At 70.7% G+C, this 22,919-nt stretch carries 15 protein-coding genes and 1 pseudogene; 9 read left to right on the plus strand and 7 right to left on the minus strand.

Annotated elements, in window-relative coordinates:
• Positions 1–149: 149 nt before the first annotated feature.
• The gene (locus FrCorBMG51_RS21470; RefSeq protein ID WP_047224830.1) at positions 150–422 is read left to right on the plus strand and encodes a DUF2530 domain-containing protein; all 273 of its coding nucleotides are present in this window, start codon (positions 150–152) and stop codon (positions 420–422) included.
• 279 nt (positions 423–701) lie between these two features.
• Here the strand turns inward: FrCorBMG51_RS21470 and FrCorBMG51_RS29985 are convergent, their stop codons facing one another.
• The 3 genes and pseudogenes from FrCorBMG51_RS29985 to FrCorBMG51_RS21480 all read right to left on the minus strand — a co-directional run bounded on the left by FrCorBMG51_RS29985 (position 702) and on the right by FrCorBMG51_RS21480 (position 6,230).
• Positions 702–1,238, minus strand: coding sequence for a Fic family protein (locus tag FrCorBMG51_RS29985; RefSeq protein WP_200902544.1), 537 nt, complete (start codon positions 1,236–1,238; stop codon positions 702–704).
• Complete coding sequence (locus FrCorBMG51_RS29990) at positions 1,235–1,870, minus strand: Fic family protein (protein ID WP_200902545.1); 636 nt, start codon at positions 1,868–1,870, stop codon at positions 1,235–1,237. The genes FrCorBMG51_RS29985 and FrCorBMG51_RS29990 overlap by 4 nt, the downstream gene beginning before the upstream one ends.
• 242 nt (positions 1,871–2,112) lie before the next feature.
• Positions 2,113–6,230 (minus strand): annotated as a pseudogene (locus tag FrCorBMG51_RS21480) (sacsin N-terminal ATP-binding-like domain-containing protein).
• A 167-nt stretch (positions 6,231–6,397) separates the two neighbouring features.
• Here FrCorBMG51_RS21480 and FrCorBMG51_RS27465 point away from each other — a divergent pair.
• The 3 genes from FrCorBMG51_RS27465 (at position 6,398) to purM (ending at position 10,440) form a co-directional block, all read left to right on the plus strand.
• Positions 6,398–7,267, plus strand: coding sequence for a sterol carrier family protein (locus tag FrCorBMG51_RS27465; RefSeq protein ID WP_047224831.1), 870 nt, complete (start codon positions 6,398–6,400; stop codon positions 7,265–7,267).
• Between the two features lie 363 nt (positions 7,268–7,630).
• Entirely contained in the window at positions 7,631–9,217 is a 1,587-nt protein-coding gene (purF, locus tag FrCorBMG51_RS21490) for an amidophosphoribosyltransferase (RefSeq protein ID WP_371390886.1), read from the plus strand.
• Between the two features lie 44 nt (positions 9,218–9,261).
• Positions 9,262–10,440, plus strand: coding sequence for a phosphoribosylformylglycinamidine cyclo-ligase (gene purM, locus FrCorBMG51_RS21495; RefSeq protein ID WP_047224832.1), 1,179 nt, complete (start codon positions 9,262–9,264; stop codon positions 10,438–10,440).
• A 51-nt stretch (positions 10,441–10,491) separates the two neighbouring features.
• Here the strand turns inward: purM and FrCorBMG51_RS21500 are convergent, their stop codons facing one another.
• The 3 genes from FrCorBMG51_RS21500 to FrCorBMG51_RS21510 all read right to left on the minus strand — a co-directional run bounded on the left by FrCorBMG51_RS21500 (position 10,492) and on the right by FrCorBMG51_RS21510 (position 15,407).
• Positions 10,492–13,080 (minus strand): putative bifunctional diguanylate cyclase/phosphodiesterase, encoded by a 2,589-nt coding sequence (locus tag FrCorBMG51_RS21500; RefSeq protein WP_047224833.1) that lies wholly within the window; start codon positions 13,078–13,080, stop codon positions 10,492–10,494.
• 855 nt (positions 13,081–13,935) lie between these two features.
• The gene (locus FrCorBMG51_RS21505; RefSeq protein ID WP_013871843.1) at positions 13,936–14,136 is read right to left on the minus strand and encodes a DUF3073 domain-containing protein; all 201 of its coding nucleotides are present in this window, start codon (positions 14,134–14,136) and stop codon (positions 13,936–13,938) included.
• A gap of 188 nt (positions 14,137–14,324) precedes the next feature.
• Positions 14,325–15,407: a Glu/Leu/Phe/Val family dehydrogenase gene (locus FrCorBMG51_RS21510; RefSeq protein ID WP_047224834.1), complete on the minus strand. Its 1,083-nt coding sequence runs from the start codon at positions 15,405–15,407 to the stop codon at positions 14,325–14,327.
• Between the two features lie 254 nt (positions 15,408–15,661).
• Between FrCorBMG51_RS21510 and FrCorBMG51_RS21515 the strand changes: the two genes are divergently transcribed.
• Both FrCorBMG51_RS21515 and bldC read left to right on the plus strand, forming a co-directional pair.
• Positions 15,662–16,498 carry a DUF8083 family protein gene (locus tag FrCorBMG51_RS21515; protein ID WP_047224835.1) on the plus strand — a complete coding sequence of 279 codons (837 nt, stop codon included), beginning with the start codon at positions 15,662–15,664 and terminating at the stop codon, positions 16,496–16,498.
• A 152-nt stretch (positions 16,499–16,650) separates the two neighbouring features.
• A complete protein-coding gene (gene bldC / locus FrCorBMG51_RS27470; protein WP_013871846.1) occupies positions 16,651–16,857 on the plus strand; it encodes a developmental transcriptional regulator BldC in 207 nt (68 codons plus the stop codon).
• Positions 16,858–17,778: 921 nt separating this feature from the next.
• Here bldC and FrCorBMG51_RS27475 read toward each other — a convergent pair.
• A complete protein-coding gene (locus FrCorBMG51_RS27475; protein WP_013871847.1) occupies positions 17,779–18,012 on the minus strand; it encodes a hypothetical protein in 234 nt (77 codons plus the stop codon).
• Positions 18,013–19,099: 1,087 nt separating this feature from the next.
• Here FrCorBMG51_RS27475 and mqo point away from each other — a divergent pair.
• From mqo to FrCorBMG51_RS21540, 3 genes are all read left to right on the plus strand, one after another.
• Positions 19,100–20,644, plus strand: a complete 1,545-nt coding sequence (mqo, locus tag FrCorBMG51_RS21530; RefSeq protein ID WP_047224843.1) for a malate dehydrogenase (quinone) — start codon at positions 19,100–19,102, stop codon at positions 20,642–20,644.
• Between the two features lie 508 nt (positions 20,645–21,152).
• A complete protein-coding gene (locus FrCorBMG51_RS21535; protein WP_076844244.1) occupies positions 21,153–21,554 on the plus strand; it encodes a PPOX class F420-dependent oxidoreductase in 402 nt (133 codons plus the stop codon).
• A gap of 224 nt (positions 21,555–21,778) precedes the next feature.
• Entirely contained in the window at positions 21,779–22,657 is an 879-nt protein-coding gene (locus FrCorBMG51_RS21540; RefSeq protein ID WP_047224845.1) for a class I SAM-dependent methyltransferase, read from the plus strand.
• Positions 22,658–22,919: the final 262 nt, after the last annotated feature.

The raw sequence follows: 22,919 nt of genomic DNA on the forward strand, positions 1-22,919 counted from the left end.
CGGCTGAAAACCGTACACAGCGACAAAATCTTTTGGATCATGACCTGTGCTGCCGCGCCTGGCCGGGGTCCCTGCGCGGCGGACCGCGTGCGGGGGCGTCGTGCCGGGGCATCGTGCCGGGGCGACCCGGCCCGGGTAGCGTCGTACGGGTGAGCGCGACGGGTGAGCGGCGGCAGTTGGAACCGCTCCCGTACGACGGTGTGCTGTCGGTGCGGGTGGGCACGGTCCTGTGGCTCGTCGCGCTGATCGTGATGCTGCCGTTCTGGGATGATCTACGCGCTGACGGTCACCTGTGGTGGATCGCCACCGCGGCCGTCGGCACGCTGCTCGGCCTGGTCGGCGTCTGGTCCACGACCCGCCGCCGCAACCGCCTCCGCCACCAGCTCCCCACCGCCCGCACCGACGACCACCCCGCGTCATAGCCGCCCCGTCCACAGCCGCTCCCAGCCGCGGCGGCCGGCCGTCTGTTGCCGTCAGGGCCGGCGCGTATTGGAGGGGCTCTTTTCGCGGCCGGCCGGAAGTCGTATCTGGTGCTGACATTCCGTGAAACGACGGTAGGCGATTTCGTGTCTGGCGGTGTACATCATTACGGTGTACATCATTACGGGCACACACGCGGCCGAGGCTGCAGCGTGGGCTGTGTTGACCTGCGGGGATTTCTACGGGATCCGGATCTGTTCGGGGTCGACACGGTTACGGCGTCAGCCGGTTGGACGGGGAAGGGCCGGCACCGGCCGGGCCGGGGCGGCCTGACGGGTATCCCACCTGGTGCTGGCCAGGTGCCGTTCGGCGAGGGTCAGCAACTCGAAGACCTCCCGGGCGAGGTAGCCCGTCGTGTTTCGTCCAACCTGCCGTGGGGTGAGCACGCCAGCGCTGGCCAGCTCTTCGACAGCGGCCCGGGCCGCTGGGAACGACACGTCCAGCAGGCGTTCGACCGTCCGGGCCGTGACAAGGGGGACTTCGGGAAGCTGTTGGAGCAGCCGCACAACGGCTGAACTGGAACGCGCCTGGCGCCGCTTCCCCTGGGACTCACGGGAGCGGCCATGGCGATCCGTCCACTCCCGCTGGAGATCTGTGAGCTCCTGGGCGAAACGGCTGGCCTGTGCGACCGTCACCTCAACGGCTTCGAGAAACACCATCAGCCACCGTTTCACGCCGTCTCGGCCGTCCTCGCCGTACCGGTACGCGTTCAGCCCCTGGACGTAGGCGTCAGAACGGGTGAGCAGTACGAAGCTCACCGGGAGTACCGCGGCACGGGTGAGTCCCGCCGGGCCAGCACCGTGTGGATCAGTGCTCGTCCGACCCGTCCGTTCCCGTCCGTGTACGGGTGGATGGTCTCGAACTGGGCGTGCACGAGCCCGGCCTGCACGAGTGGTGAATGACCGGCTCCGGACATGTACAGGGCAAGATCATCCATGAGCGGCTCGACGCGTTCAGGTGGCGGCGGAACGAAATCGGCGTCGAGAGGATGCCAGTCATTGCCACCGATCCAGTTCTGTACGGTGCGCAGTCCCGGAGGATGATGATCGGGTAGCAGCGCGCGGTGCAGGTTGGTGATGTCTGCCACGGTGATACTCGGTGCCTCTGCCAGTTCCCCCGCGGCCTGCTTCAGTGCTCGGATGTTGTTGGCGACGAGACGGGCGTTGGCGGTGAAACCGCGGACGGGGATGCCCTCGGTGTCGGCCAGTTCGACGAGGGCGAGTTGCTGAGCGGACACCTGTAGCCCTTCGATCCGGGACGAGGCCAGTGCCTCGGAACGGAGCAGGAAGCGGGCAAGACCTTCCAACCCGCGGGCGCCCGGGCTGTGAGCCAGGCCCCGTACGACGGCCTCGACCTGGGCGCATCGGGCGTCGAGTTCCGCATCAACCATCAGCGGGCGGTTGACCAGGGGATCCGGAACATATGACCGATATGTTCCACCTTGGCGATCGCGGCGGACGGGCGCGCCACAGGAGGGCTCCCAGTGCCGGGCCCCGTAGTGGGCCATCCGTTCACCGTCTGACCTTTAACGCCGCGGGCTCGCATTAAAGTTTAGGGGTCCAACCTTTAATGGCGGCTCCTGCCCTGTGTGTCCGCTGTTGCCTGTCGAGTCGGTGGCCGGGCGCTGCTGGGTCAGGAGTCGTCGAGGTCGGCTTCGGCCTGGCGTTGGGCTTCGCCGGCGGGGTTGCGCAGCGCTTCGGCGATGGCGTGCCGGCGGTCCCAGGTGCCGGCGTGCCAGGCCAGGGCCCTGGCCAGCGCGTCCGTCCCGGCGCCGGCATCGACGTGGATCTCCCCGCCGATGCCGCCGAGCACCCGCCACGGGACCGGTGTGGGCCGGCCGTCGACGTCGGCCACGAGCAGGCGGGCATGGGAAAGGTACGGTGTCCCGTCCGGCGCCGTGAGCTCTTCCGGGGTTTCGGGGGTTTCCGGGGCCGGGGAGGCGTTCGCCGCGCTGGCCCTCCCGCCGGCTTCGACGGCGGTGTCGTGGGCGGTGCTGTCGTGGGCGGTGATGACGTCGCAGTCGCCCAGCGACGACAGCAGGGGAACGCCGAGCACGTAGGACGCTTCGGCCGCCCGGTCCAGTGGCAGCCGCAGCGCGCCGCGTCCCGCTCCGAGCAGCGGCAGGAGGTCCGGCGCGTCCACGATCACGGCGTCGGAGGTCCGTACCACGCCGTGCGGGGTGCGCACGGTCAGCGGTGGGTCGATGCCGGCCGGTCCCTCGCTGTCGGTCTCGCCGTCGGTGTCGGTGTCGGTCTCGCCGTCGGCGACGGTGTCGGTGTCGCGGTAGGCGTCGTCGCTGGTGATTCCGGCACGGGGGAGGGCCGCGACGGCGTCCACCGCAGCCATGTAGAGGGCGCGGGCCGCCGACCACGGTACGTCCCGGTCGGCGTCGCCGAGTCGGTCCAGCAGGTCGAGCACGGCGTCCGGATCGCCGAGGACGTCGGCGAGCGTGAGCCGGCAGCCGAGCCGGCGCAGCAGGTCGGCGTCGACCCCGGGTAGGGGGGCGGCCGGCGCGAACAGCCCGACCAGCAGCGGGTCGGCGCCGGGCAGCGCCAGTTCCGGTGGCGGCAGCACGGCCGTGGATCCGGCGACCGGAAGCAGCGCGTTGCGCGAGAGCCACCAGCGCGTGTACGACACGCCGACGTCCGCGGCCGACCAGGCATCGGGGTCGGCGTCGGCACCGGCCCGCCGGCTCCACCCAGGATGATCGGGCCACCGGAACCGGTCGAAACCCATGATCACGTCTCGCAGGGGTGGCCGGGCCAGTTCCGCGAGCGCGGCGGGCCACCGTGACGGGTCGACGAGCTCGAGATCGCGTATGGCGGTGAAGGTCCGCAGGGCGGGTGGCGCGCCCGGCTCGGCCGGAGCCGGGCCGGCCCCGGCCGAGCCGCCGGCGGTGACCTCCGCCACCCAGATGTCGCTGTCGTCCAGGTCGAGCAGGACTGGCTCGTCCGGATCGAGCCGGACGTCGGTGGCGCTGAGCACGGCAAAGGTCCGCAGCACCCCGACCGCTTCGAGGACCTCTGCCGGCCATGCCTGCGCGAAGTCGTCGGCCAGGGCGCGGAACGGCGCGTCCGCCGCGAGCACCTGGTCGAGCGGGCCGTCGGCGATCAGAAGTTCGGCGGCGGGGGTGAAGTCGCCGTCGCTGTCGGGAAGCAGCAGGTCAGCGAGCCAGGACAGCTCTCCGGAGGTTGGCTCGTCGCCAAAAGTGATGGTTCCGTCGTCGATAGTGCCGGTGTCGCCGCCATCGATGCCGCCGGCGACACCGAAGCCCGCGTCCCGGACCAGAGCGAGGACGGCGCCCGCCAGCGCGAGCGCGGCGTCGGGATCGGTGTCCGCGTCGACATCCATGATCGTGTCACGGACGGAGCCATCGCGCAGGACACCGGCGGGGGTGCCCTCGACCGCGCCCAGTGTGCGCAGGGCGTCGCGGGCGGCACCGGCGCAGGCGTCCGGATGCGCCACCCGCAGCGGGAGACCCGAGGCCACCAGCGCGACAACGTCCAGCTCGGGGGTGGGAAGCAGCACCCCGCGCGGGCCGGTGACCATCCGGACACCCAGCTCCTGGGGGCTGTCGGCGACGCCGGTCACGCTCGTGTTGGTGTCCGCGTCCGCGATGGCCGCGATGGCCGTGGCGGTCGCAGCGGCCGCGGGGACTACGGCCGCGGGGATCACGGCAGCGGTGGACGCGGCAGCGGCCAGCGGGACGGGCAGGGCGCCGAGGGCGTCCCGGTCGGGAGCGTTCGCCAGCGCCGCGTAGACCCGTGCCCACCAGGCCGGCGTCATGCGCAGCTCGGCGAGGATCTCGACGACCCCGGCGGTGTCGAGGCGGCGCACCCCCAGGGCGTCGAGGGCCGGCCGCCAGCGGCGGGCGGCGTAGGCTGCGGGCAACAGCCCGTCGACGGTGCCACCGGGGTCGTCGACGGGCCCGCCCGCGCGATCGTCGTCACCGACGGACAGGTCCGCGCCGGCGGGCGGGAGACCACCGGTGAGCACGGCGGTGCCCGTGGACGCCAGGGCCGGAGCGGGATCTTCCAGGGCCGGGGCGGGACCGTCGGGTGTGGCTGTGAGCAGCGCGGTGACCGGATCGGTCGCGGGGCCGAGGTCGCAGACGAGACAGTCGCCGCCACGGCGGCCGCCGGGCAGCATCGGCGCGTCCGGCAGCAGCCGGGCGAGGGTGTCCCGCAGTCTGGCGTCGACGTCGCCGACCGGCAGCCCGGTGGGGACGAGCTCGAGCGAGGCCGTCGGCGCCGAAGCCGACGGGGCGTCCAGCGCTGCCCGCCAGAGTGAGGCGTCCAACGCTGTCCGCGGCGACGAGGCGGCAGGTCCCGCCGGATCCGCCTGTGGCCGCTGCGTGTCCAGGGTCTCCTGCGCTCTCAGGACGTCCCAGAGCGACTGCGTCTGTGTCGATGCGGCATTCGCGATCGTCGGTGCTGACGCTGGTGCCGACGTGGGCTGGGCGTCCGGTGCCGGCAGACGGCCGTTGCCGAGGTCGACGGCGATGTCGACGACGGTCTCGGCGAGCCGGTCGACCAGCCAGTCCCGCAGCGGGCCGGCGACCGTGTGCCGACGGGACGGCTCCAGCGGCAGGCCCACGCTGGCCAGCACCGGCAACGACAGCCGCTCGTCGGTCGGCTGCGGCGCGCGGACGAGTTTCGGCACGTCCGCGGGCCAGCCGCCCTCGCGTACGAAGGCCCGTGTCTCGAACCCGGTGCGGGCCCGCTCCTCCACCGGCCGGTCGGCGAGCAGGGCGGGCGGGATCATCCCGCGCCGGACCCGGCCGAGCCAGCGCCTGCCGTCGAGCACCGCGATCTCCATGCCGTCCGGTGTCCGGTCCGCCCAGGTGCAGGACAGGGTCCGCGGGACGCCGTCGATCACAACGGTGACCTCGGTGAGCCCGGGCATGACCAGCGGGAGCGTCGGGTCGAGGCCCGCGAGCAGGGCGCGGGCCAGGGCGGTCGCGTCGGCGTCGCGCAGCGGCAGCCGGATGACGGTGTCATAGCCCGCTGGCGGCGGTGCCGCGTCGAGGATGGGCAGGGGCAGCCGGAGCACCGGGACGGCACCGCCGCGGCGGGCCAGTTCGGNCCGCGGCGGGCCAGTTCGGTGTCGAGGGCCGGCACCCCGAGCCTGCCCACCGCGTCGATCGTTTCCCGCTTCGACCAGCGGACGCCGCGGCTGCCGCCCGGCAGGCCGGCGGTGTCCCGGGCGTCCCGCGACACGATCGACGGGGTGTCGCTGACGGCCAGGACCGCGGCGAAGCCGACGCCGAAGCGTCCGAGGGCCGCGGTGTCACGTTTGGCCGAGGCACGCAGCGTCGAGAGCGATTCGACCCCCGGTACGGACAGCGCCGCCCCGGTGTTGGCGATCTCCAGTATGCTGCCGCCCCCGCTGCCGTGACCGTCACCGCCGCGCTCGCCGTCGCCGGGGCCGTGACCGTTGGGGGCATGGCTGCCAGGAGCATGGCTGCCGGGGGCGTCGCCGCTGGTCAGCGTTATGAGGACACGGCAGTCGGCCCCGGCGTCCTGGGCCGCGTCCACGGCGTTCTGGAGCAGTTCCACGACGAGGCGGTCGTGGTAGGCGCCGCGGGCGGCGTCCTCCTCGGCGTTCGCGTCCTCGCGGAAGCGGGCGGGGGATGCGGCCCAGGCGTCCAGCACCCGGCGGCGGATGGCGGCCGTCCCGAACGGGTCGTCCGGGGCTGTGCCGCCGGCGCTCGCGTCCACGATCACGTTCCCGTACGGCTGCGTGTCCATCGGCCCATCCTCCTCTTCGACGGCCCGGGCCAGCGTTCCAGGAGTAAAAGATCAATAATCGCGTCGCGGCCTGATCACCGACCGACGGCCGATGACCGGACCACCGGCTGCCGGCTGCCGGCTGACGGCTGACGACCGGCCGTTGGCGTGCGGTCGATAATCGGACGGTGGCGTCCGCGGCTCGTCGTGATGATCCGAAGCTGGTGCCGGCGCTGATCGGCCAGTGGGAGCGGATCGCGGACCAGGTGGACGCATCCGCCGACCTGGCGTTCACGCGGCCGAGCCGGCTGCCCGGCCGCAGTGTCGCGGACGTCGTCGGGCGTCTGGCCAGGTCCGTCGCCGCGCTCGCGGACGCGGCCGCGTCCGCACCGCCGCCCGCCACCGCGCCGACGCTGTCCGCGTCCGTCTACCTTGCCGGCCATCTCACCGCCCTCCCTGCCGGCCGGCAGCCGACGGCCGCCGGCCTCGACGCCCCCGCTCTGGGCGATCCCGCTGGTTTCGCGGCCGGCGCCCGCTCGCGGCTGCGGGAGCGCGTCGCCGCCGCGGTGGCCGCTGTCGACGGCGCTGACACCGGACGCCTGGTCGCTGTCACGGCCGCCGACGACGGGTTCCCGGCCGCCGGCACCGGCGGGACGGACGGCGGTGGTGGTAGTGATGGCGGTGCCGGGATACGCCTCGGGGATCTGCTGCTCGCCGAGGTGCTGGCGGGCGTCGTGTACGGCCTGGATCTCGGGGTCGAGCCGGCCCGGGACGCGCTGCGGCTCGCTGTGAAGGCGTGCACCGGTGAGCTCGTGACCCGTGCCCCGGGGCGCTCGGTGGAGGTCCGAGTACCCCCTTTCGCCGCGGTGCAGGCGGTCGAGGGCCCGCGGCACACCCGGGGCACCCCGCCGAACGTGGTCGAGGCCGGGGCGGTCGCCTTCGTCGAGCTCGCGGCAGGCCGGCTGAGCTGGGCGGATGCGACGGCGGACGGTCGGGTCCGAGCCAGCGGCGCCCGTGCCGATCTTCGTCCGTACCTCCCGCTGCTGCGGATCGCCTGACCGGAATCATCCGGTTGGGCTCACCCGGCCGCCGGCCCGACGGGCCCGCCGTCGCGGACCAGATGATCACGCTGGGACGCCTGATGCCCCCGACCGGCGTGATGATCATCGTCCCGCCGTCCCGACGGGAACGTCGCCGCGCTGGTTTTGCTGTCAGAAACGCTGAACATGCCTGTGATATCCGCTCCCGCCCGCATGAGTTGTAGATCGACGGGTGTCGCCCCGGGCCCGCGCTGCTAGCGTGGACACCGGACCAGTACCAATGACGTCCAAGGAGCTGTGTTGCGCGACGTCGGTGACTGTTCGACCTGTCCACCTGCCTGTTCGGCGGGAGGCCCCGGGTCTGCCCGCATTCCGCAGGCTGTGACGGCGCGTGGTCCCAGCGCATCGCACACGGGCGCTGGGAGCTTCGGCGCGGGATGCTGTGGTCCTGATCATGGCGTTTTCGACTACTCCGATGATCCCGGTCCGCGGGACGCCTGCGGGGTCTTCGGGGTGTGGGCGCCGGACGAGGACGTCGCGAAGCTCACCTACTACGGACTGTACGCGCTACAGCACCGGGGTCAGGAGGCGGCGGGCATCGCCGTCGCCGACGGCCGGACCGTCCTCGTCTTCAAGGAGCTGGGGCTGGTCGCCCAGGTCTTCGACGAGGTGACGCTGGCCAGCCTGTCCGGCCACGTGGCCATCGGGCACACCCGCTACTCGACGACCGGGTCGTCGACCTGGGAGAACGCCCAGCCGTCCTACCGCTCATCGCAGCGTGGGAACGTCGTCGCGCTCGGTCACAACGGCAACCTGACCAACACCGTCGAGCTCGCTGCCGATCTTGTCGACACCGGTGAGGACCGGATCCGGGCGACCACCGACTCCGATCTGATCACGGCCATGCTGGCCGCCCATCCGGGCCCGACGCTGCAGGACGCGGCCATGGCTGTGCTGCCACAGCTGGCCGGCGCGTTCTCGCTGGTCTTCTGCGACACCTCGACCCTGTACGCCGCCCGGGACACGCACGGGGTGCACCCGCTGGTCCTCGGCCGGCTCGGCGGGGACGTCCCGGCGGCCGGCTGGGTCGTGGCGAGCGAGACCGCCGCCCTCGACATCGTCGGCGCCGAGTTCGTCCGCGAGATCGAGCCCGGCGAACTGGTCGTCATCGACGCCGCCGGGCCACGCTCGCACAGATACGCGCCCGCGACGCCGCACGGCTGCCTGTTCGAGTACGTCTACCTGGCCCGCCCGGACACGACGATCGCGGGCCGTTCCGTGCACGCGGCCCGGGTCGATGTCGGCCGTGCCCTCGCCCGCGAGGCCCCGGCGGACGCCGATCTCGTCATCGGGGTGCCGCAGTCCGGCGTGCCGGCAGCGGTCGGCTTCGCCGAGGCCAGCCGGATTCCCTACGGCGAGGGCCTGGTGAAGAACTCCTATGTGGGACGCACCTTCATCCAGCCGTCGCAGACCATCCGCCAGCGTGGCATCCGCCTGAAGCTCAACCCGCTGCGCGATGTGATCGACGGCCGTCGGCTCGTCGTCGTCGACGACTCGATCGTGCGTGGCAACACCCAGCGAGCCCTGGTACGGATGCTGCGGGAGGCCGGCGCGGCCGAGGTGCACGTGCGGATCTCCTCGCCCCCGGTGCGCTGGCCGTGCTTCTACGGCATCGACTTCGCCACCCGGGCGGAGCTGATCGCGAGCAGTGCCTGCGTCGAGGAGATCCGTGAGTCGCTCGGTGCCGACTCGCTCGCCTACGTCTCGCTGGACGGCCTGGTCGCGGCCTCCCGGCAGCCGGCCGAGACGCTGTGCCGGGCCTGTTTCGACGGGGTGTATCCGGTGCCGCTCCCGCACACCGACCATCTCGGCAAGTACCTGCTGGAGGACGTCGTGAGCGAGATCACGGCCGGGATGAACGGCGCCGACCCCTCCCCGGACGTGGACTCCGTGGTGCAGCCGGGGTGAGCGTGCCACCGCCTGTTCCGCCTGGCCCACCGGCCGCGAGGACGGTGACGCCTCCCCCGGCACCGGCCCCGCCCCCAGCCGCGGTGTCCTATCGGGACGCCGGCGTCGACATCGATGCCGGTGACCGTGCCGTCGCGCTCATGCGCGAGCATGTCGCCCGGGCCACGCGGCCCGAGGTGGTCGGTTCCCTCGGCGGTTTCGCCGGGCTGTTCGAACTCGATGTCACCCGCTACCGGCGTCCGCTGCTCGCCTCGTCGACCGACGGCGTAGGCACGAAGATCGCCATTGCGCGGGCGGTCGGACGACACGACACCGTCGGTGTCGACCTGGTCGCGATGGTCGTGGACGACCTGGTGGTCTGCGGCGCCGAACCGCTGTTCCTGCTGGACTACATCGCCTGCGGGACGGTCGTCCCGGAGCGGATCGCGGCGATCGTCGCCGGGATCGCGCAGGGCTGCCAGCAGGCCGGCGCCGCGCTGGTCGGCGGTGAGACCGCGGAGCATCCCGGTCTGATGGGCGCCGACGACTACGATCTCGCCGCCACCGGCGTCGGTGTGGTGGAGGCGGACGCGCTGCTGGGGCCGGATCGGGTGCGGCCCGGGGACGCGGTGGTCGCGATGGCCTCGTCCGGCCTGCACTCCAACGGGTACTCCCTGGTGCGCCACGCGCTGCTCGGCCCGCCGGATCCGGACGGCCCCGGCGGGGTGTCCGCGGAAGGCCGGGCCGCCCTGGCCCGCCACGAGGACGACCTGGGTACCACTCTCGGTGAGGCACTGCTCGTCCCCACCCGGATCTACGCTCGTGACTGCCTCGCTCTGGCCGAGGCTCTGGACGTCCACGCCTTCGCGCATGTCACCGGCGGTGGGCTCGCGGCCAACCTGGCGCGGGTGCTGCCCGCCGACCTGACCGCCCGGCTGGACCGCTCCACCTGGGCCCCGCCGCCCCTGTTCGCCCTGCTGGCCGGGCGTGGCGGCATATCGCGGGCCGAGATGGAACGCACGTTCAACCTCGGGGTGGGGATGGTCGCCCTGCTCGGCGCGGACGACGCGCCCGCCGCCGTGGACCTGCTCGCCGCCCGCGGGGTCCCCGCCTGGATCGTCGGGGAGGTCACCGCCCACCCCGGTGAGGGCACTGCCGGGGGCGCTGCCGGCTCCGTCAACGGTGCGGGTGCCGCCGAGGAGGGCCGGGTCGAGCTTGTCGGGGAACACCCTCCCACCGGGTAGCCGATTCCGGTCCCGGTCGGCCAGCGTCCCTGGGCTGGGTGCCCGGGCTGGTCAGTCCCCGGCGGGTCTGGGGCCGCGGGGCCGCCTGCGGTACAGCGGCAGGATCCGGGCGTTCGTGCCGACCGCCCGGCGGGGCGCGGACTCCGACGCCCGCAGATAGGCGGTGAGCTCCGGCAGCGGCATGGCCGCGCCGGTGTGCAGGCCCTGGACGAAGTCGCACCGCAGCGCCGCCAACGCGGCCATGAGCTCGGCGGTCTCCACCCCCTCCGCGACCACCTGGAGGTTGTGGGTGTGCGCCAGGTGGATCGTGGCGGAGACGATCGCGGCGTCACCCTGCTCGACCAGCAGTTTGCGGACGAAGCTCTGATCCACCTTGACCTCGTCGAGGATCCGCTCCTGCAGCATGGTCAGGGAGGAGAACCCGGTGCCGAAGTCGTCGACGGCGATCCGGACGCCGATCTCCCGCAGCTTGCCCAGCAGCCGGTGGGCCGTCCGCTTGTCCGACATCATCGCGGTCTCGGTGATCTCCAGGGTGAGTGCCGCCGCCGGAACGTCGTGCTTGACCAGCAACTTCGCCACGTCCCCGGGAAGTTCGATGTTCAGGAGGTTACGGGCGGAGAGGTTGACCGACACCGTGATGTCGAACCCGCTGGCCCGCCAGCCGGCGCACGCGACGAGGGCCTGCTCGAGGATCGCCTTGGTGAAGTCCTGCACCAGCCCGGACTGCTCGATCGCGGGGACGAACATCTCGGGGGTGAGCATCCCGCGTCGTGGATGCTTCCAGCGCACCAGCGCCTCGACGCCGCTGATTCGCCCGGTCCGCAGCTCCACCTGGGGCTGGTAGTTCAGCACCAGCTCGTTCCCGCTGATCGCGGAGCGCAGCTCGGCGACCAGGGCGAGCCGTTCCAGGGACGGGTCGTGGCTGCCGGCGTCGAAGCGCCGCCACCGGGGGTGGGAGTGTTTCGCCTGGTACATGGCGATGTCGGCGTGTTTCAGCAGCTCCTCGATGGTGCTGCCGTCCTGTGGGTGGCAGGCGACCCCGAGGGACGCCTCCACCGCCAGCGGGATGCCGTCCATGACGACGTCCCGGCACAGCACGTCGGCGAGTTCGGCGGCGGTCGCCTCGGCCTGGGCGGGGTCGTCGATGCCGGTGACGAGGACGGCGAACTCGTCCCCGCCCAGGCGGGCGACGACGTCGTCCGCCCGGACGCCGCGCCGCAGCCGCTCGGCGACCGCCTGTAGCACCCGGTCCCCGGCGCTGTGCCCGAGGGTGTCATTGATGATTTTGAAGCGGTCCAGGTCGATCATCACGAGGGCGACGGACCGCCCGGTCTCGGCCTGCCGCCGCAGCTCGGCCGCTGCTCTGGCCATCAGCAGCCGGCGGTTGCCCAGGCCGGTCAGCCAGTCGTGCCCGGCGTCGTGGGCCTGCTCCTCGGCCACCTGGCGGGCGTGGGCCTCCAGCCGGGCATGCGCGAGGGCGCGGGAGACCGTCTGGGTGAAGGCCGCCAGGACCTGCTCCTCGTGGCGACGCCAGGCCGTCGGCCGGCGGAAGCCCAGGGTGAGCACACCGATCTGCTCCTCGCCCGCGAGCAGGGGGGTGCTGACCTCCCGAATCCGGGATGGCAGCCATCTGCGACGCCCGGGCGGAGCTGGCTGGCGCTCTTCCTGCCGGCGGGTGTTCCGCCCCGGAAGAGGATCTTCCTGGCGGACGTCTTCCGGCGGCGTGTCAGGGGACGGATGCCGCTCGGCCGTTGCCGGCGCGTGCTGGTCGGTCGTTGTCGACGTGGTGTCGGTGGATGTGCTTTCGGTGGGTGCCGTGTCGGTGGGGATCGGGGGCCAGATGGTCAACATCGTGCTGTCCGCGTGGAAGAGGGTCTCGGCCTTGCGCTGTGCGATCATGACGACGGTTGGCTCGTCGGCGTCGGCGAGTTCCCGGGCGGCGGCGTTGACCTCGTCCCAGTGGCCGGGTTCCTCCAGGGAGCGCAGCCTGCGGTAGTGGCCGATGCCGGGGCCGGCCGCGGCGAGTGGAAGCGCCAGCGCGACGACCGGATTCCAGCTCACGGCCGCGAGTACCAGCAGGCCCAGCGCGGTGTTCGCGACGATCGACTGCATCCGCAGGATGGCGAGGCTGTCATGCGGCATGCGGTGGGCAGGCCATCTCGACCGCGTTGCCGCGAACGTGCCGGGAAGCGTGAGAAGCCAGGTGAGGATGCCGCACACCATGGCGGCCACGGCCATGGCGGCGAACGCGCGGGTGTCCGGCAGCGCCGCCGGCAGGTCGCGGCCACCCATGGCCGCGGCCGCGGCCAGGACGGCCGCTCCGGTACTCGTGGTGACGACAGCGGTGCGCAGCAGCGCTGGGAGCGGCCGGTGCCCGGCGACCAGGTGTGCTCCCAGCGTTGTCGGCAGGCTGAGCAGGACGACCCACGGGCCCGGGACCAGCGCGAGGGCGATGATCAGCGAGATCTCTCCGAGGTTGAGATCGTCGAGGTTCCGGCCGATTCGGCGAATGACTATCGGTAGCTGGCCGAGTACGCATACCAGTAGGGCCGGGGCGAGCGCGTCCCACGCGGGCCGGCCATCCCGGACGGCGTACAGTGCCGCGACGACGACGGCCGCGGCGGACGTGAGCGAGAGCACACCGTACAGAGCACGGAACGAGCGAGGAGAACGTGACCGTTCATTACCCTGGGTAGCATGATCTGAGGAGGCAGACGGCGGCTTCGTGGACATGTAGCCGGCCTCCGTCTCGACCTTGCGGGCAACGCGCCGATGCCTGCCAGCAGCCTTCTCGTAGGCTCACGTCCAGGCCGAGACCCGCTCGGACGGAACGGCCGTCATCGCCGCCAGCCGGTGTGGTCCGATGGCGATGCGACCCCGTCAGTTTGCCACGTGTATCGGTCGAGTCCGTACTGACCGGGATGCTCAGCTCGAATGTTGCCCATAGTGGCATAGATCATGTGGCGGCCTGTTACGGTATGTCTCATATAAATAACTAAATGCAACAAAATTCGGATGGCTCACACGCGTCCGACTCAGCCCGATCACACCCCTGCCCATCCGCTGGACCCGCGACGGCGGTATGACGGCGGTGTACGGGCGGGCCGTACCTGTGACAGCCCACCCGGCGAACCCGTGGAGCGACCACGTAACCAGCCCCCTGGACCCCGATCCGTGGACCCCGCCCGTGCGAACCCCGGAGACGCGCGGCCGACGGGCCGCCGATGGGTCTACGGCCCATGCGGACTCCCGCGACCGGCCGTTCACGGGACGCCGACGGCTCCCGCCGGCCCGGGACGGCTGTCTCCGGTGGATCGTCGGTCGCGCGATGGCTGCCCAGGAGGCACTCGGAGCGCTTGAGGACGGGTGCGCATCCCACATGTGGAGCGGGAGTGGGACGCGCACCCCTGGCGCACCTTGCGCTGGCGAGGAGCACTGCCCGACGGTGGTACCCAGTGACGCGGACCCGGCGGCCCGCACCCCGTGCTCGTACCGCTACCGTCGACCGGTGTCCTCATCCTCATCGAGGTAGTCGTACTCGTAGGAATCATCCGAGTACGGATCGTCCGCGGTGTCGTCTCGCGTACTGCTCGCGCCCAGATCGGCTTTTAGCCGATCCAGATCCATATTCGGCGAGTTGTACTTGAGCTCGCGGGCGACTTTCGTCTGCTTGGCCTTCGCTCGGCCGCGCCCCATGGCTCGACCCCCTCGAACATGACGACGGGGACCCGCCCCGGTGCTCTCATTGTCTCGTGCCTCCCGAGACTACAGGGATCGCGGGCCGCCCGGCACGCCAACCCCACAGTTGTCCGGTTGGGAGGCGATCGCAGCGGCATATACGTGACATGAATCACAGATCGAAATCTGACGATCGGCTGCTCTGACTACTCCGCACGTCCGGGAACGAGAATCTGGCGTAGCCGTCCGACCTCGCTGATGCGGCGCTCCGCCAACTGGGTGGCGGCAACGGTGGAGGTGACCCCGGTCCGCTCGGCGAGAGCCAGCACCTCCAGGGTCGAGGCGAAGATGCCGCTGGCCTTCGCCCGCGCCCGCTCCGGGGAGTAGCCCTGGATCTCGTCGGCGACCTGGATGAGCCCGCCGGCGTTGACCACGAAGTCCGGCGCGTAGAGCACGCCCGCGCCGGCCAGCAGCTTGTCCGCGTCCGCGTCCGCGAGCTGGTTGTTGGCTGCGCCACACACGACGCGCGCCCGCAGCGCCCCGACCACGTCCGCGGTGAGAACACCACCGAGCGCGCACGGGGAGTACACGTCCGCGTCGGCTCCGATGAGCACGTCGGGGTCGGCGTGCGTCTCGACGTCGGGATACTCCGCCCGCAGCCGTCGCAGGGCCACCGGGCTGACGTCCGCGGCGACCACCCGGGCGCCGTCGGCGAGCAGATGGCCCACCAGCCGTCGGCCGACCTTGCCGACGCCGCTGACGGCCACCCGGCGGCCCGCCAGCGACGGCGTGCCCCACAGGTGCCGGGCGCAGGCGCGCATCCCCTCGAACACGCCGTAGGCGGTCAGGATGCCGGAGTCGCCCGAGCCGCCGTGTGCGGGGGAGCGTCCGGTGACCCACCGGCACTCCCGCGCGATCACGTCCATGTCCTCGACGTACGTGCCGACGTCACAGGCGGTGATATAGCGGCCGCCGAGTGACGCCACGAAACGTCCGTACGCGCGCAGCAGCGGCTCGGACTTGTCCCGCTCGGGGTCGCCGAGGATGACCGCCTTGCCGCCGCCGAGGTCCAGGCCGGCGCAGGCGGCCTTGTAGGCCATGGCCCTGGACAGGGCAAGGGCGTCGCCCAGGGCCGCGTCCTCGTCGACGTAGGGGTGGAATCTGGTCCCTCCGAGGGCGGGGCCGAGAGCGGTCGAGTAGATCGCGATGATCGCGCGCAGCCCGCTGGCGGGGTCGATGCAGAAAACCACCTGTTCGTGCTGCGAACCGGCGGTGAAGACGGACGGCACCGGTGAGGCTCCCTTCGTCGGGAACGTGGGGTTCGTCGAGGGATGTGCTCTTCATGGTCGACGCCTGACCGGGTGGAACCTCCCGAACGGGCGCGGTCGACGTCCGCAACGTATCCGCGGCTGCCGCCATGAGCTGGTGTGGTGGTGATTGTTCGTCGTTGCTGCCATGGGCTCCCGTCGTCGAGCGGGGGGCGCGTGTCGACGACGGGCCTACGGCGACTCGCTGATGTTCCCGGCATGCCAGGATCTCTTCTGTGGCGCCTGTCGTGAGTCCGGCCGCCTACCTGCGGGTGTACGAGCCGCTGGCGGCCTTCCCCCCGGCCGAACGGCTCCGTTGGGAGCGGTACGCGGCCGAGGGAGGCGTGCCCAGCCGCCGGGCCGGTGCCCGGCGGGAACGAACCGTCGCGCTGGCCGCGACCATCCGTCCCTCGCTGGACGTGGCAGACGAGTCCGCCTTCGTCCAGATGGCGGACGGCCTGATGTTCGTCTGCCCCTGGTACACCCAGCTGCGGGTGTGGCAGGCCGCGATGGAGTTCCGCGGCCGGCTGCCCGAGCGGGTGGCCGAGGCGTTCATCCCGCGCCGGCTGGCCGAGCCGGCCGAGACCGAGCTGGACCGTTGGCGCAGCCGCCGGCCCGATCTCAAGGTCTACGTCCAGACCTGCACCTGGATGGTGCCGCCGCCGTGGTTCGTCCTGTTCGATCCCGCGGAGCGGGTCCTGGTCACGGGTGACACCGTCGACAGGTCGCTGCTCTACCGGACGTCGATGGGCCTTGCCCGGCGCCGGGTGACCCGGGCCCTGGAGGCGCTCGATGTGCTGCGCCGGGTCGCGCCGGACTCGCCGGGCGTCGACGGCGTGGCCGAGCTCGGGGACTGGCTGGAGGACTTCCACCCGCACAGCCGGATCGAGCTCGACTACGGAGGCATCGTCGATCTGCTCGATGACGATGCGCTGCGCAACGACACGTCGGTCGCGGACCTGGGCGAGGCGATCAGCGCGTTACGCCGAGGGCGAACAGACGCGGCGGTTGCGGCGTATGGGCGTGTCCTGAACCGGTGGAGACCGCTTCAGACCAGGGAGTCCGCAAGCTGATAGTTCATAACTGCTAACTGAGCGTGATTGCTCGCTTCGGACGTCGTGTGACTAGTCAGCAGATGGTCCTGACGTGCCATGTCCGAAATGCCCCCGAAGGATGCACGATCTGTATGGGACGGAGCGACGCTCTGTGACGGGAGGCCAACGCAATGACGACGAGAACACCGGACGCTGAGCCGCTGCTGACGCCCGCTGAAGTGGCAACGATGTTTCGAGTTGACCCGAAGACGGTGACCAGGTGGGCGAAGGCGGGCAAGCTCACGTCGATCCGCACTCTCGGCGGCCATCGCCGCTACCGAGAGGCGGAGGTCCGGGCTCTCCTCAAGGGGATCCCATCCGTGGGAAGTGAGGTATAGCCCCACGCCAACGCGATCAGACGCATCGGATCCTCCTTCCTGTTTCGACATGGCCCGCAGGCTTCGGAGTCCAGGCGGTTCCGGCTGCTTGAGATGCGGTCAGGTTAAGGCCAAGGGGGTCGCCGGTACGACGGTTGTTCCAACCAGGGGCAATGGTTGTGCTTTTGATGTGTCGAGGTTGCCGAAAATGAGGACGTCTCGGTACATCCAGGCGTTTTCGGGTTTTTCGGCCAGGATCCGGGAGTCTTCGACCAGGAAACTGGGGTCCCTGGCCAGGATCCGGGGGTCTTCGACCAGAGGCTGAGGGCGGCGTGCCGTAGTTTTTCGCCCGCCGCCTCAGGCCCGGCTTCCCGGACCGCTGGCAGGTCAGCGTTCCGGGTCGAAGCCCCCGGACCCGGGCATCCCGAGGGGGTCGTGGCGCACGGTTTCCTCCGTGGGCCAGGGCCCGGCCGGTGGCCGGTGGATCGATCCAGGCCGCCGGGCACCCCCGGGGCCGGAACACGCCAGGATGGCCGCCCGCGGCCGCGGCTGGGGGATGCCGCAACCCGCTGGGCGGGTGACGGCCGGTCCTGCCGCGAAAGCCCCGGCCGCGATCCGGCCGGGGCAGTTCATGGGAAAGCCCTGACGCGGATGGTGATCGGTCCGCCAGGGTGGCACCGTCGCCCGCCGCTGTAGATCATCCGTCTGCCACGGATCACCGCATCGTGGCTGGCGGAGATCTCGTTCTTACGGCGGCGCGACGGCCGTGGTGGCACCGTGACGGCGAACTGCGGATGGCTGTCCACCGGCCGCGCGCCACCGGTGGCCGCGTCTGTCACGTGGTCAGGCCGCACGTTCACACGTCATACGTTCAGTTCATGCGTCCCATGTGACATGTCACATGTTCATATGTCACTCGTGGTCACGTCACTCGTGGTCACGTCATGCATGGTCACGAATCCCCTGCCGCCCTGCCGCCCGGGCGCAGTGGGCGCCGCAGAAGAACTGTCCGTCGGTCTGTGCTCCGTGACCGGAGATCTTCACCCCGCAGTGTTCACAGACCGGGGCCATCGCGTGGATCGCGCATTCAAAGCTGTCAAATATGTGTACATTTCCCTGGGCGTGCACCTCGAAGCTCATCTCGTAGTCGTTGCCGCAAACCTCACAACTGCCCATTGTGACTCCCCGTCGGCGCTCTTGTGGTCGCTTTGTCGCTGCTCGGTGGGCCCGGGGGCCGGGACGCGACCGACATGGCACCGGGATTCTCCGGAGCAGACCGGAACGTCTGGCCCCCGGGCCGTTCACCGGTAATCCGCTGTGCCGCTCGTGCCCGGCCGTGCCGTGGCCAAACCGACGCCGGCGAATTCCCTTTCGGTGGTCGGGCGAGTGGGCTCGTTCGTTGGTTCTTCCGGTTCGGCCCGCCTTCTCACGGCCGTTCCGGTATACCGGAGCCCACCAGCCACACCGGGCCGGCGACACACCGTATCCCAGGTACATCCCAGGCCGGCCGTATCCGTACTGGCCGCATCCATATACGTCGTATCCCGGTTACGGAGCATGCGTCTCCCAGGTATGGACGCACGATCCTGCCCGGGGCCGTCCATGAGGAGCCGGGAGCAAGGGGGCGCCGAGGGAACCGGGCGGCCCCGCGGTGGACGCGGCCCTCGCTGGTGGACCTGACCCGGTCGGCGATGAGCGTCGGCGGGGCGGAGCGCGGACCAGCCCGCGTTGCGACCGGGCGCACCAGCGGCCGGGCTGCCGCCGCACCGGCAGGNTCGGGAGGACCGCTTCCGGACGCACCGGAGTGCCGGCGGGCGGAGAAGGCCCCGCGGGGCCGAGGGTCCCCCGCGCCCGGCCTCGGCCGGACCCTGGCCGGGCCGCCTTTCCTCCTGGTCGTCAGGGTATTCTCTGCCCGGCTGGCCGGGTATTTCTCCCTATTTACCGCGATGCTTTGTCGGGCGGCCGTCAAATCGACTGGAAGTCGTTCGTGGACGGCAGGTTAGAAGCGTGTAAAAATTCCATTTCGCAAACGCCGCCAGGCCCGCCCCGGTGATTCATTCGTAGTGACGTACTCCCAGCTCACGGGGCATCCGGGAGTTCACGGTGCCGGCTGCCGTCCCATAGCAGACGACAGGTCCGACGCCGGTGCGCTCTTTCCGTCCCGTGATTCACGACTCACCGCTCCAATCATACGTGCGTATATGCGGACCGTACGATGGAATTGTGTCAGGTGCGAGAATCGTGAAAGAAGGCAGTGAGCCACATGAATCCGCAGTCGCCCGACACGAACAGGGCCCGTGAGTCCGCCGACGTCGTCCTCATCGGCGCGGGAATCATGAGTGCCACCCTCGGTACTCTGCTGCGCAGACTCCAGCCGGACTGGTCGATCGACGTGTACGAGCGATTGCCCAGGGTCGCCGAGGAGAGTTCGGACCCGTGGAACAACGCGGGTACCGGTCACGCCGCCCTGTGCGAACTGAACTACACCAGCGAGCTCCCGGACGGCACCATCGACGTGCGGAAGGCCGTCGGGATCAACGAACAGTTCCAGGTGAGCCGGCAGTTCTGGTCGTATCTGGTGGAGGACGGAACATTTTCCGAGCCGGAGACCTTCATCAACTCGACGCCGCACATGACCTTCGTGCAGGGGGCGACCGATGTCGACTTCCTGCGCAGGAGATACGAGGCGCTGCGTACCGAGCCGCTGTTCTCCGCCATGGAGTTCAGCGACGATCCCGCCGTGATCCAGCGATGGGCTCCGCTGCTGATCGAGCAGCGCAAACCCGGCGAGCAGATAGCCGCGACCCGTGACATCTCCGGAACCGACGTGGACTTCGGTTCCCTGAGCCGGCAGCTCTTCCGGACGCTTGAGGCCTCCGGCGTCGGTATCCACCTCAACCAGGAGATCAGGGCGCTGACGCGGAAGCCGGACGGCCGGTGGCGGCTGCGCATCCACAACAACACGACCGGGAAGACCAAGGAGGTCTCCGCGCGGTTCGTGTTCGTCGGCGCGGGTGGGTGGGCGCTGAAGATCCTGCAGAAATCACGGATACCCGAGGCCTACGGTTTCGCCCTGCTGCCCATCAGCGGGCAGTTTCTCCGTACCGACAATCCGGCCGTCGTCGCCCGGCACCACGCGAAGGTGTACGGCAAGGCGCCGATCGGCGCGCCGCCGATGTCCATGCCGCACCTGGACACCAGGATCGTCGACGGCAAGAAGTCGATCCTGTTCGGTCCGTATGCCGGCTCGAGCCCGAAGTTCCTCAAGCACGGCTCCGTCCTTGATATGCCGTCGTCCATCCGTTGGCACAACGTCCTCCCGCTGCTTGCCATGGCGAGGGACAACATCGCCCTTGTCGCCCTGCTGGTGAACGCGCTGCGAGCGACGCGGAAGAAGAAGATTGCCGAGCTCGCGAAGTTCGTTCCCGGCGCACTGGCCAAGGACTGGCGGATCATCACGGCCGGGCAGCGGGCACAGATCGTGAAGAAGGATCCCGAGAAGGGAGGGATCCTCCAGTTCGGCACCGAGGTCGTCGCGTCCGCCGACGGCTCCATCGCCGGAGTTCTCGGGGCTTCCCCCGGCGCGTCCACCGCCGTACCGATCATGCTCGATCTTCTCGAGCGGTGCTTCCCCGAGCGTTATGACGCCTGGCGGCCCAGGCTGAACGAAATGATCCCCACGTTCGGTCAGCGGCTCTCGGACAATACCGAGCTCGCGGCCCAGACGATGGCCGCGACCGCGAAGACCCTGCACCTCACCGAAATTTCTCGGCCCCTTTCGCGGCGATCCGCCGATCCGGTGGACTGACCGGCCGCCGGATGAACCGGATGCCGCCGGACAGCCGCCGGACGACGATGCTCGCTCGGTGGGTGCGGTCCGCTCGCGGGGGTGGGCGCGGCCGTCCGCACCCGGCCTGGCCAGACCCTGACAAGGCCCGGGCAGCACCACTCTGTCCGGGCCGGCGGGTCATGGCCGTGACGCAGGACCGGACCGCGGGGAAGCGCGTGGGATTGCCGACGCGGGAGGCCCCGGCGCGGTGCGGGCCGGCTGTTGTAAAGCTGCGGCTGTTGTAAAGCCGCGAAGAAAATCAACGGCCATGATGGTTGATTTTTCCGGCAGCCGGAGCGGTGTCCGATGTGCCGGCACGGTACAGGCGATCCTGAGGGAGCCGGTCACCGTCCGGTGGTGACTCGGCGTGTTTCATCCTTCCCGGGAACGGCCGTACCGGCGCCTTTGAGATCGTCCGGTCGCTTCCGTCAAAAGCATCCCGACGTCCCGCTGAGTCCCCGGCCCTGTCAGGTCCTAGACTTACGGCATGGCGTTGGGTGATGCGAAATATGTTGCTGTGACAACTTTCCGTAAGACCGGTTCCGCCGTGTCCACACCCACGTGGATCGTTCCGCTTGACGGGGACCGGATCGGATTTAGCACGTCGTCGGCGTCGGGCAAGTACAAGCGGCTCCGGAACAACCCCAAGATTGTGCTACAGCCGTCGGACGCGCGCGGGCGCGTCCGGGACGGCTCGTCACCTGTCGAGGGGACCGCCGAGCTGGCGGCCTCCGGCGACGTCTTCGACGAAGTCCGGCGCAAGGTCCGCGCGAAATACGGGGTCATGGTCCCGGCGTCGAAGCTGTTCAACACGCTCAGCCGTCTCGGCCGGGCGAAGTCCCCGTATGCCGATGTCGCCGTCATCATCACTCCGGCCAGCTCGTCATAGGGCCACAGGGGTTACGGCGCTCCGCCGTCACAGCCTGCCCGGGCCTTCGGCTCACAGTTTCCTTACGTTGTCGACCGTGCCGTTGTCCCCGTTACCGTCGGCCTGACTGGATCTGTGTATCAGCCCGCCCCGCGCCACGCGCGCACCACGATGGCACCGCCGCGTCGACAGGCGGGAAGGCGCACCATGACCCGCTGTTCCCCGGCGGGCGCCTCGTGCGGCGGGTGAGAAGACGTCCGGCGAGCCGCACCGCGGTACTGGTCTGCCAGGGCCGCGCCGTCGCGGACGGACGGCTTGCGCCGGGTCGGTTCCATGACCCGACGGCGATCGCGCTGCTGCGTGACGAGGAGCGGGTTCCGGTCGACCAGGTGCGCGCGGGCGCGCCGCCCCAGGGCTGGGGCCCACGGGTGGAGTTCGAGATGGTGCGGGCAGCCAGCGAGGTCATGGTGGCGCGCACCGTCGCGATCGACGAGGCGGTGCGTTCCCGGCTGTCCCCGCAACTGGTGATCCTGGGCGCCGGTCTGGACGACCGTGCCTGGCGCATGCCCGAGCTGGCCGAGGTCGACGTCTTCGAAGTCGACCATCAGGCTTCCCAGCGGGACAAGCGTGACCGGGTCGGTGTTCTTGCGCCGTGTGCGCGGTCACTGAGGTTCGTGACCGTCGACTTCTCCGGCGACCGGCTCGAGGACGTGCTCGCCTCGGCCGGCCATCACCGCGCCGTGCCGACGACGTGGGTCTGGGAGGGTGTCGTGCCCTACCTGACCCGGGCCCAGGTCGCCGCCACGATGGCGGCCGTCGATCACTGCTCCACTCCCGGCAGTCGCCTGATTGTGACCTACCAGTCACCCTCCCTGTCAACGGCCGTCGGCCGCGTGGCCGCCGGCGCCATGACCCTGGTCGCGCGTCAGCCGCGCCCGTGGGCGGCCGAGCCACGCCGCTCGTCCTGGACGGCCGCTGCCATGCGCGCACTGCTCACCAGCCATCGTTTCCCGGTCGCCGCCGACAACGACCTGTTCACCGTCGCGGCCGGCCTGCCCGTCGAGGTGAAGCAGCACCGATCGCTACGAAGCGGCCGGATCGCCGTCGCCGACCGCCCGCGTTGACGCCGCGTGAACGCCGGCGTGAACCACACCACGGATCAAGGTGAGGTCCCGCCGGCGGCTCGTGTTTCGATTGTCGGAAGGCCCATCTACGATCGACGGCATCATGTCACCGGTGTCACGCGGACGTAAGACCAAGAAGAGCGGGAAGCGTCCCTCCGCTCGTCCGGTCGGTGCGTCGTCGAGTGCCGGCAGCCGGCAGACCGGGCGACGGAACACGCCGGCCACGGCGTCGCGGCTGCTGGCGGGGCGCCGGCAGCCGCCC

The organism is Protofrankia coriariae, from assembly GCF_001017755.1.
Lineage (GTDB): Bacteria > Actinomycetota > Actinomycetes > Frankiales > Frankiaceae > Protofrankia > Protofrankia coriariae.

Bases quoted from the DNA above. Each gene is read 5' to 3' on its own strand.
- bldC (WP_013871846.1), top strand. From the start codon at position 16,651: ATGACGACGAGAACACCGGACGCTGAGCCGCTGCTGACGCCCGCTGAA.
- FrCorBMG51_RS21535 (WP_076844244.1), top strand. From the start codon at position 21,153: ATGGCGTTGGGTGATGCGAAATATGTTGCTGTGACAACTTTCCGTAAG.
- FrCorBMG51_RS21505 (WP_013871843.1), bottom strand. From the start codon at position 14,136: ATGGGGCGCGGCCGAGCGAAGGCCAAGCAGACGAAAGTCGCCCGCGAG.
- mqo (WP_047224843.1), top strand. From the start codon at position 19,100: ATGAATCCGCAGTCGCCCGACACGAACAGGGCCCGTGAGTCCGCCGAC.
- FrCorBMG51_RS27475 (WP_013871847.1), bottom strand. From the start codon at position 18,012: ATGGGCAGTTGTGAGGTTTGCGGCAACGACTACGAGATGAGCTTCGAG.
- FrCorBMG51_RS29990 (WP_200902545.1), bottom strand. From the start codon at position 1,870: ATGGTTGATGCGGAACTCGACGCCCGATGCGCCCAGGTCGAGGCCGTC.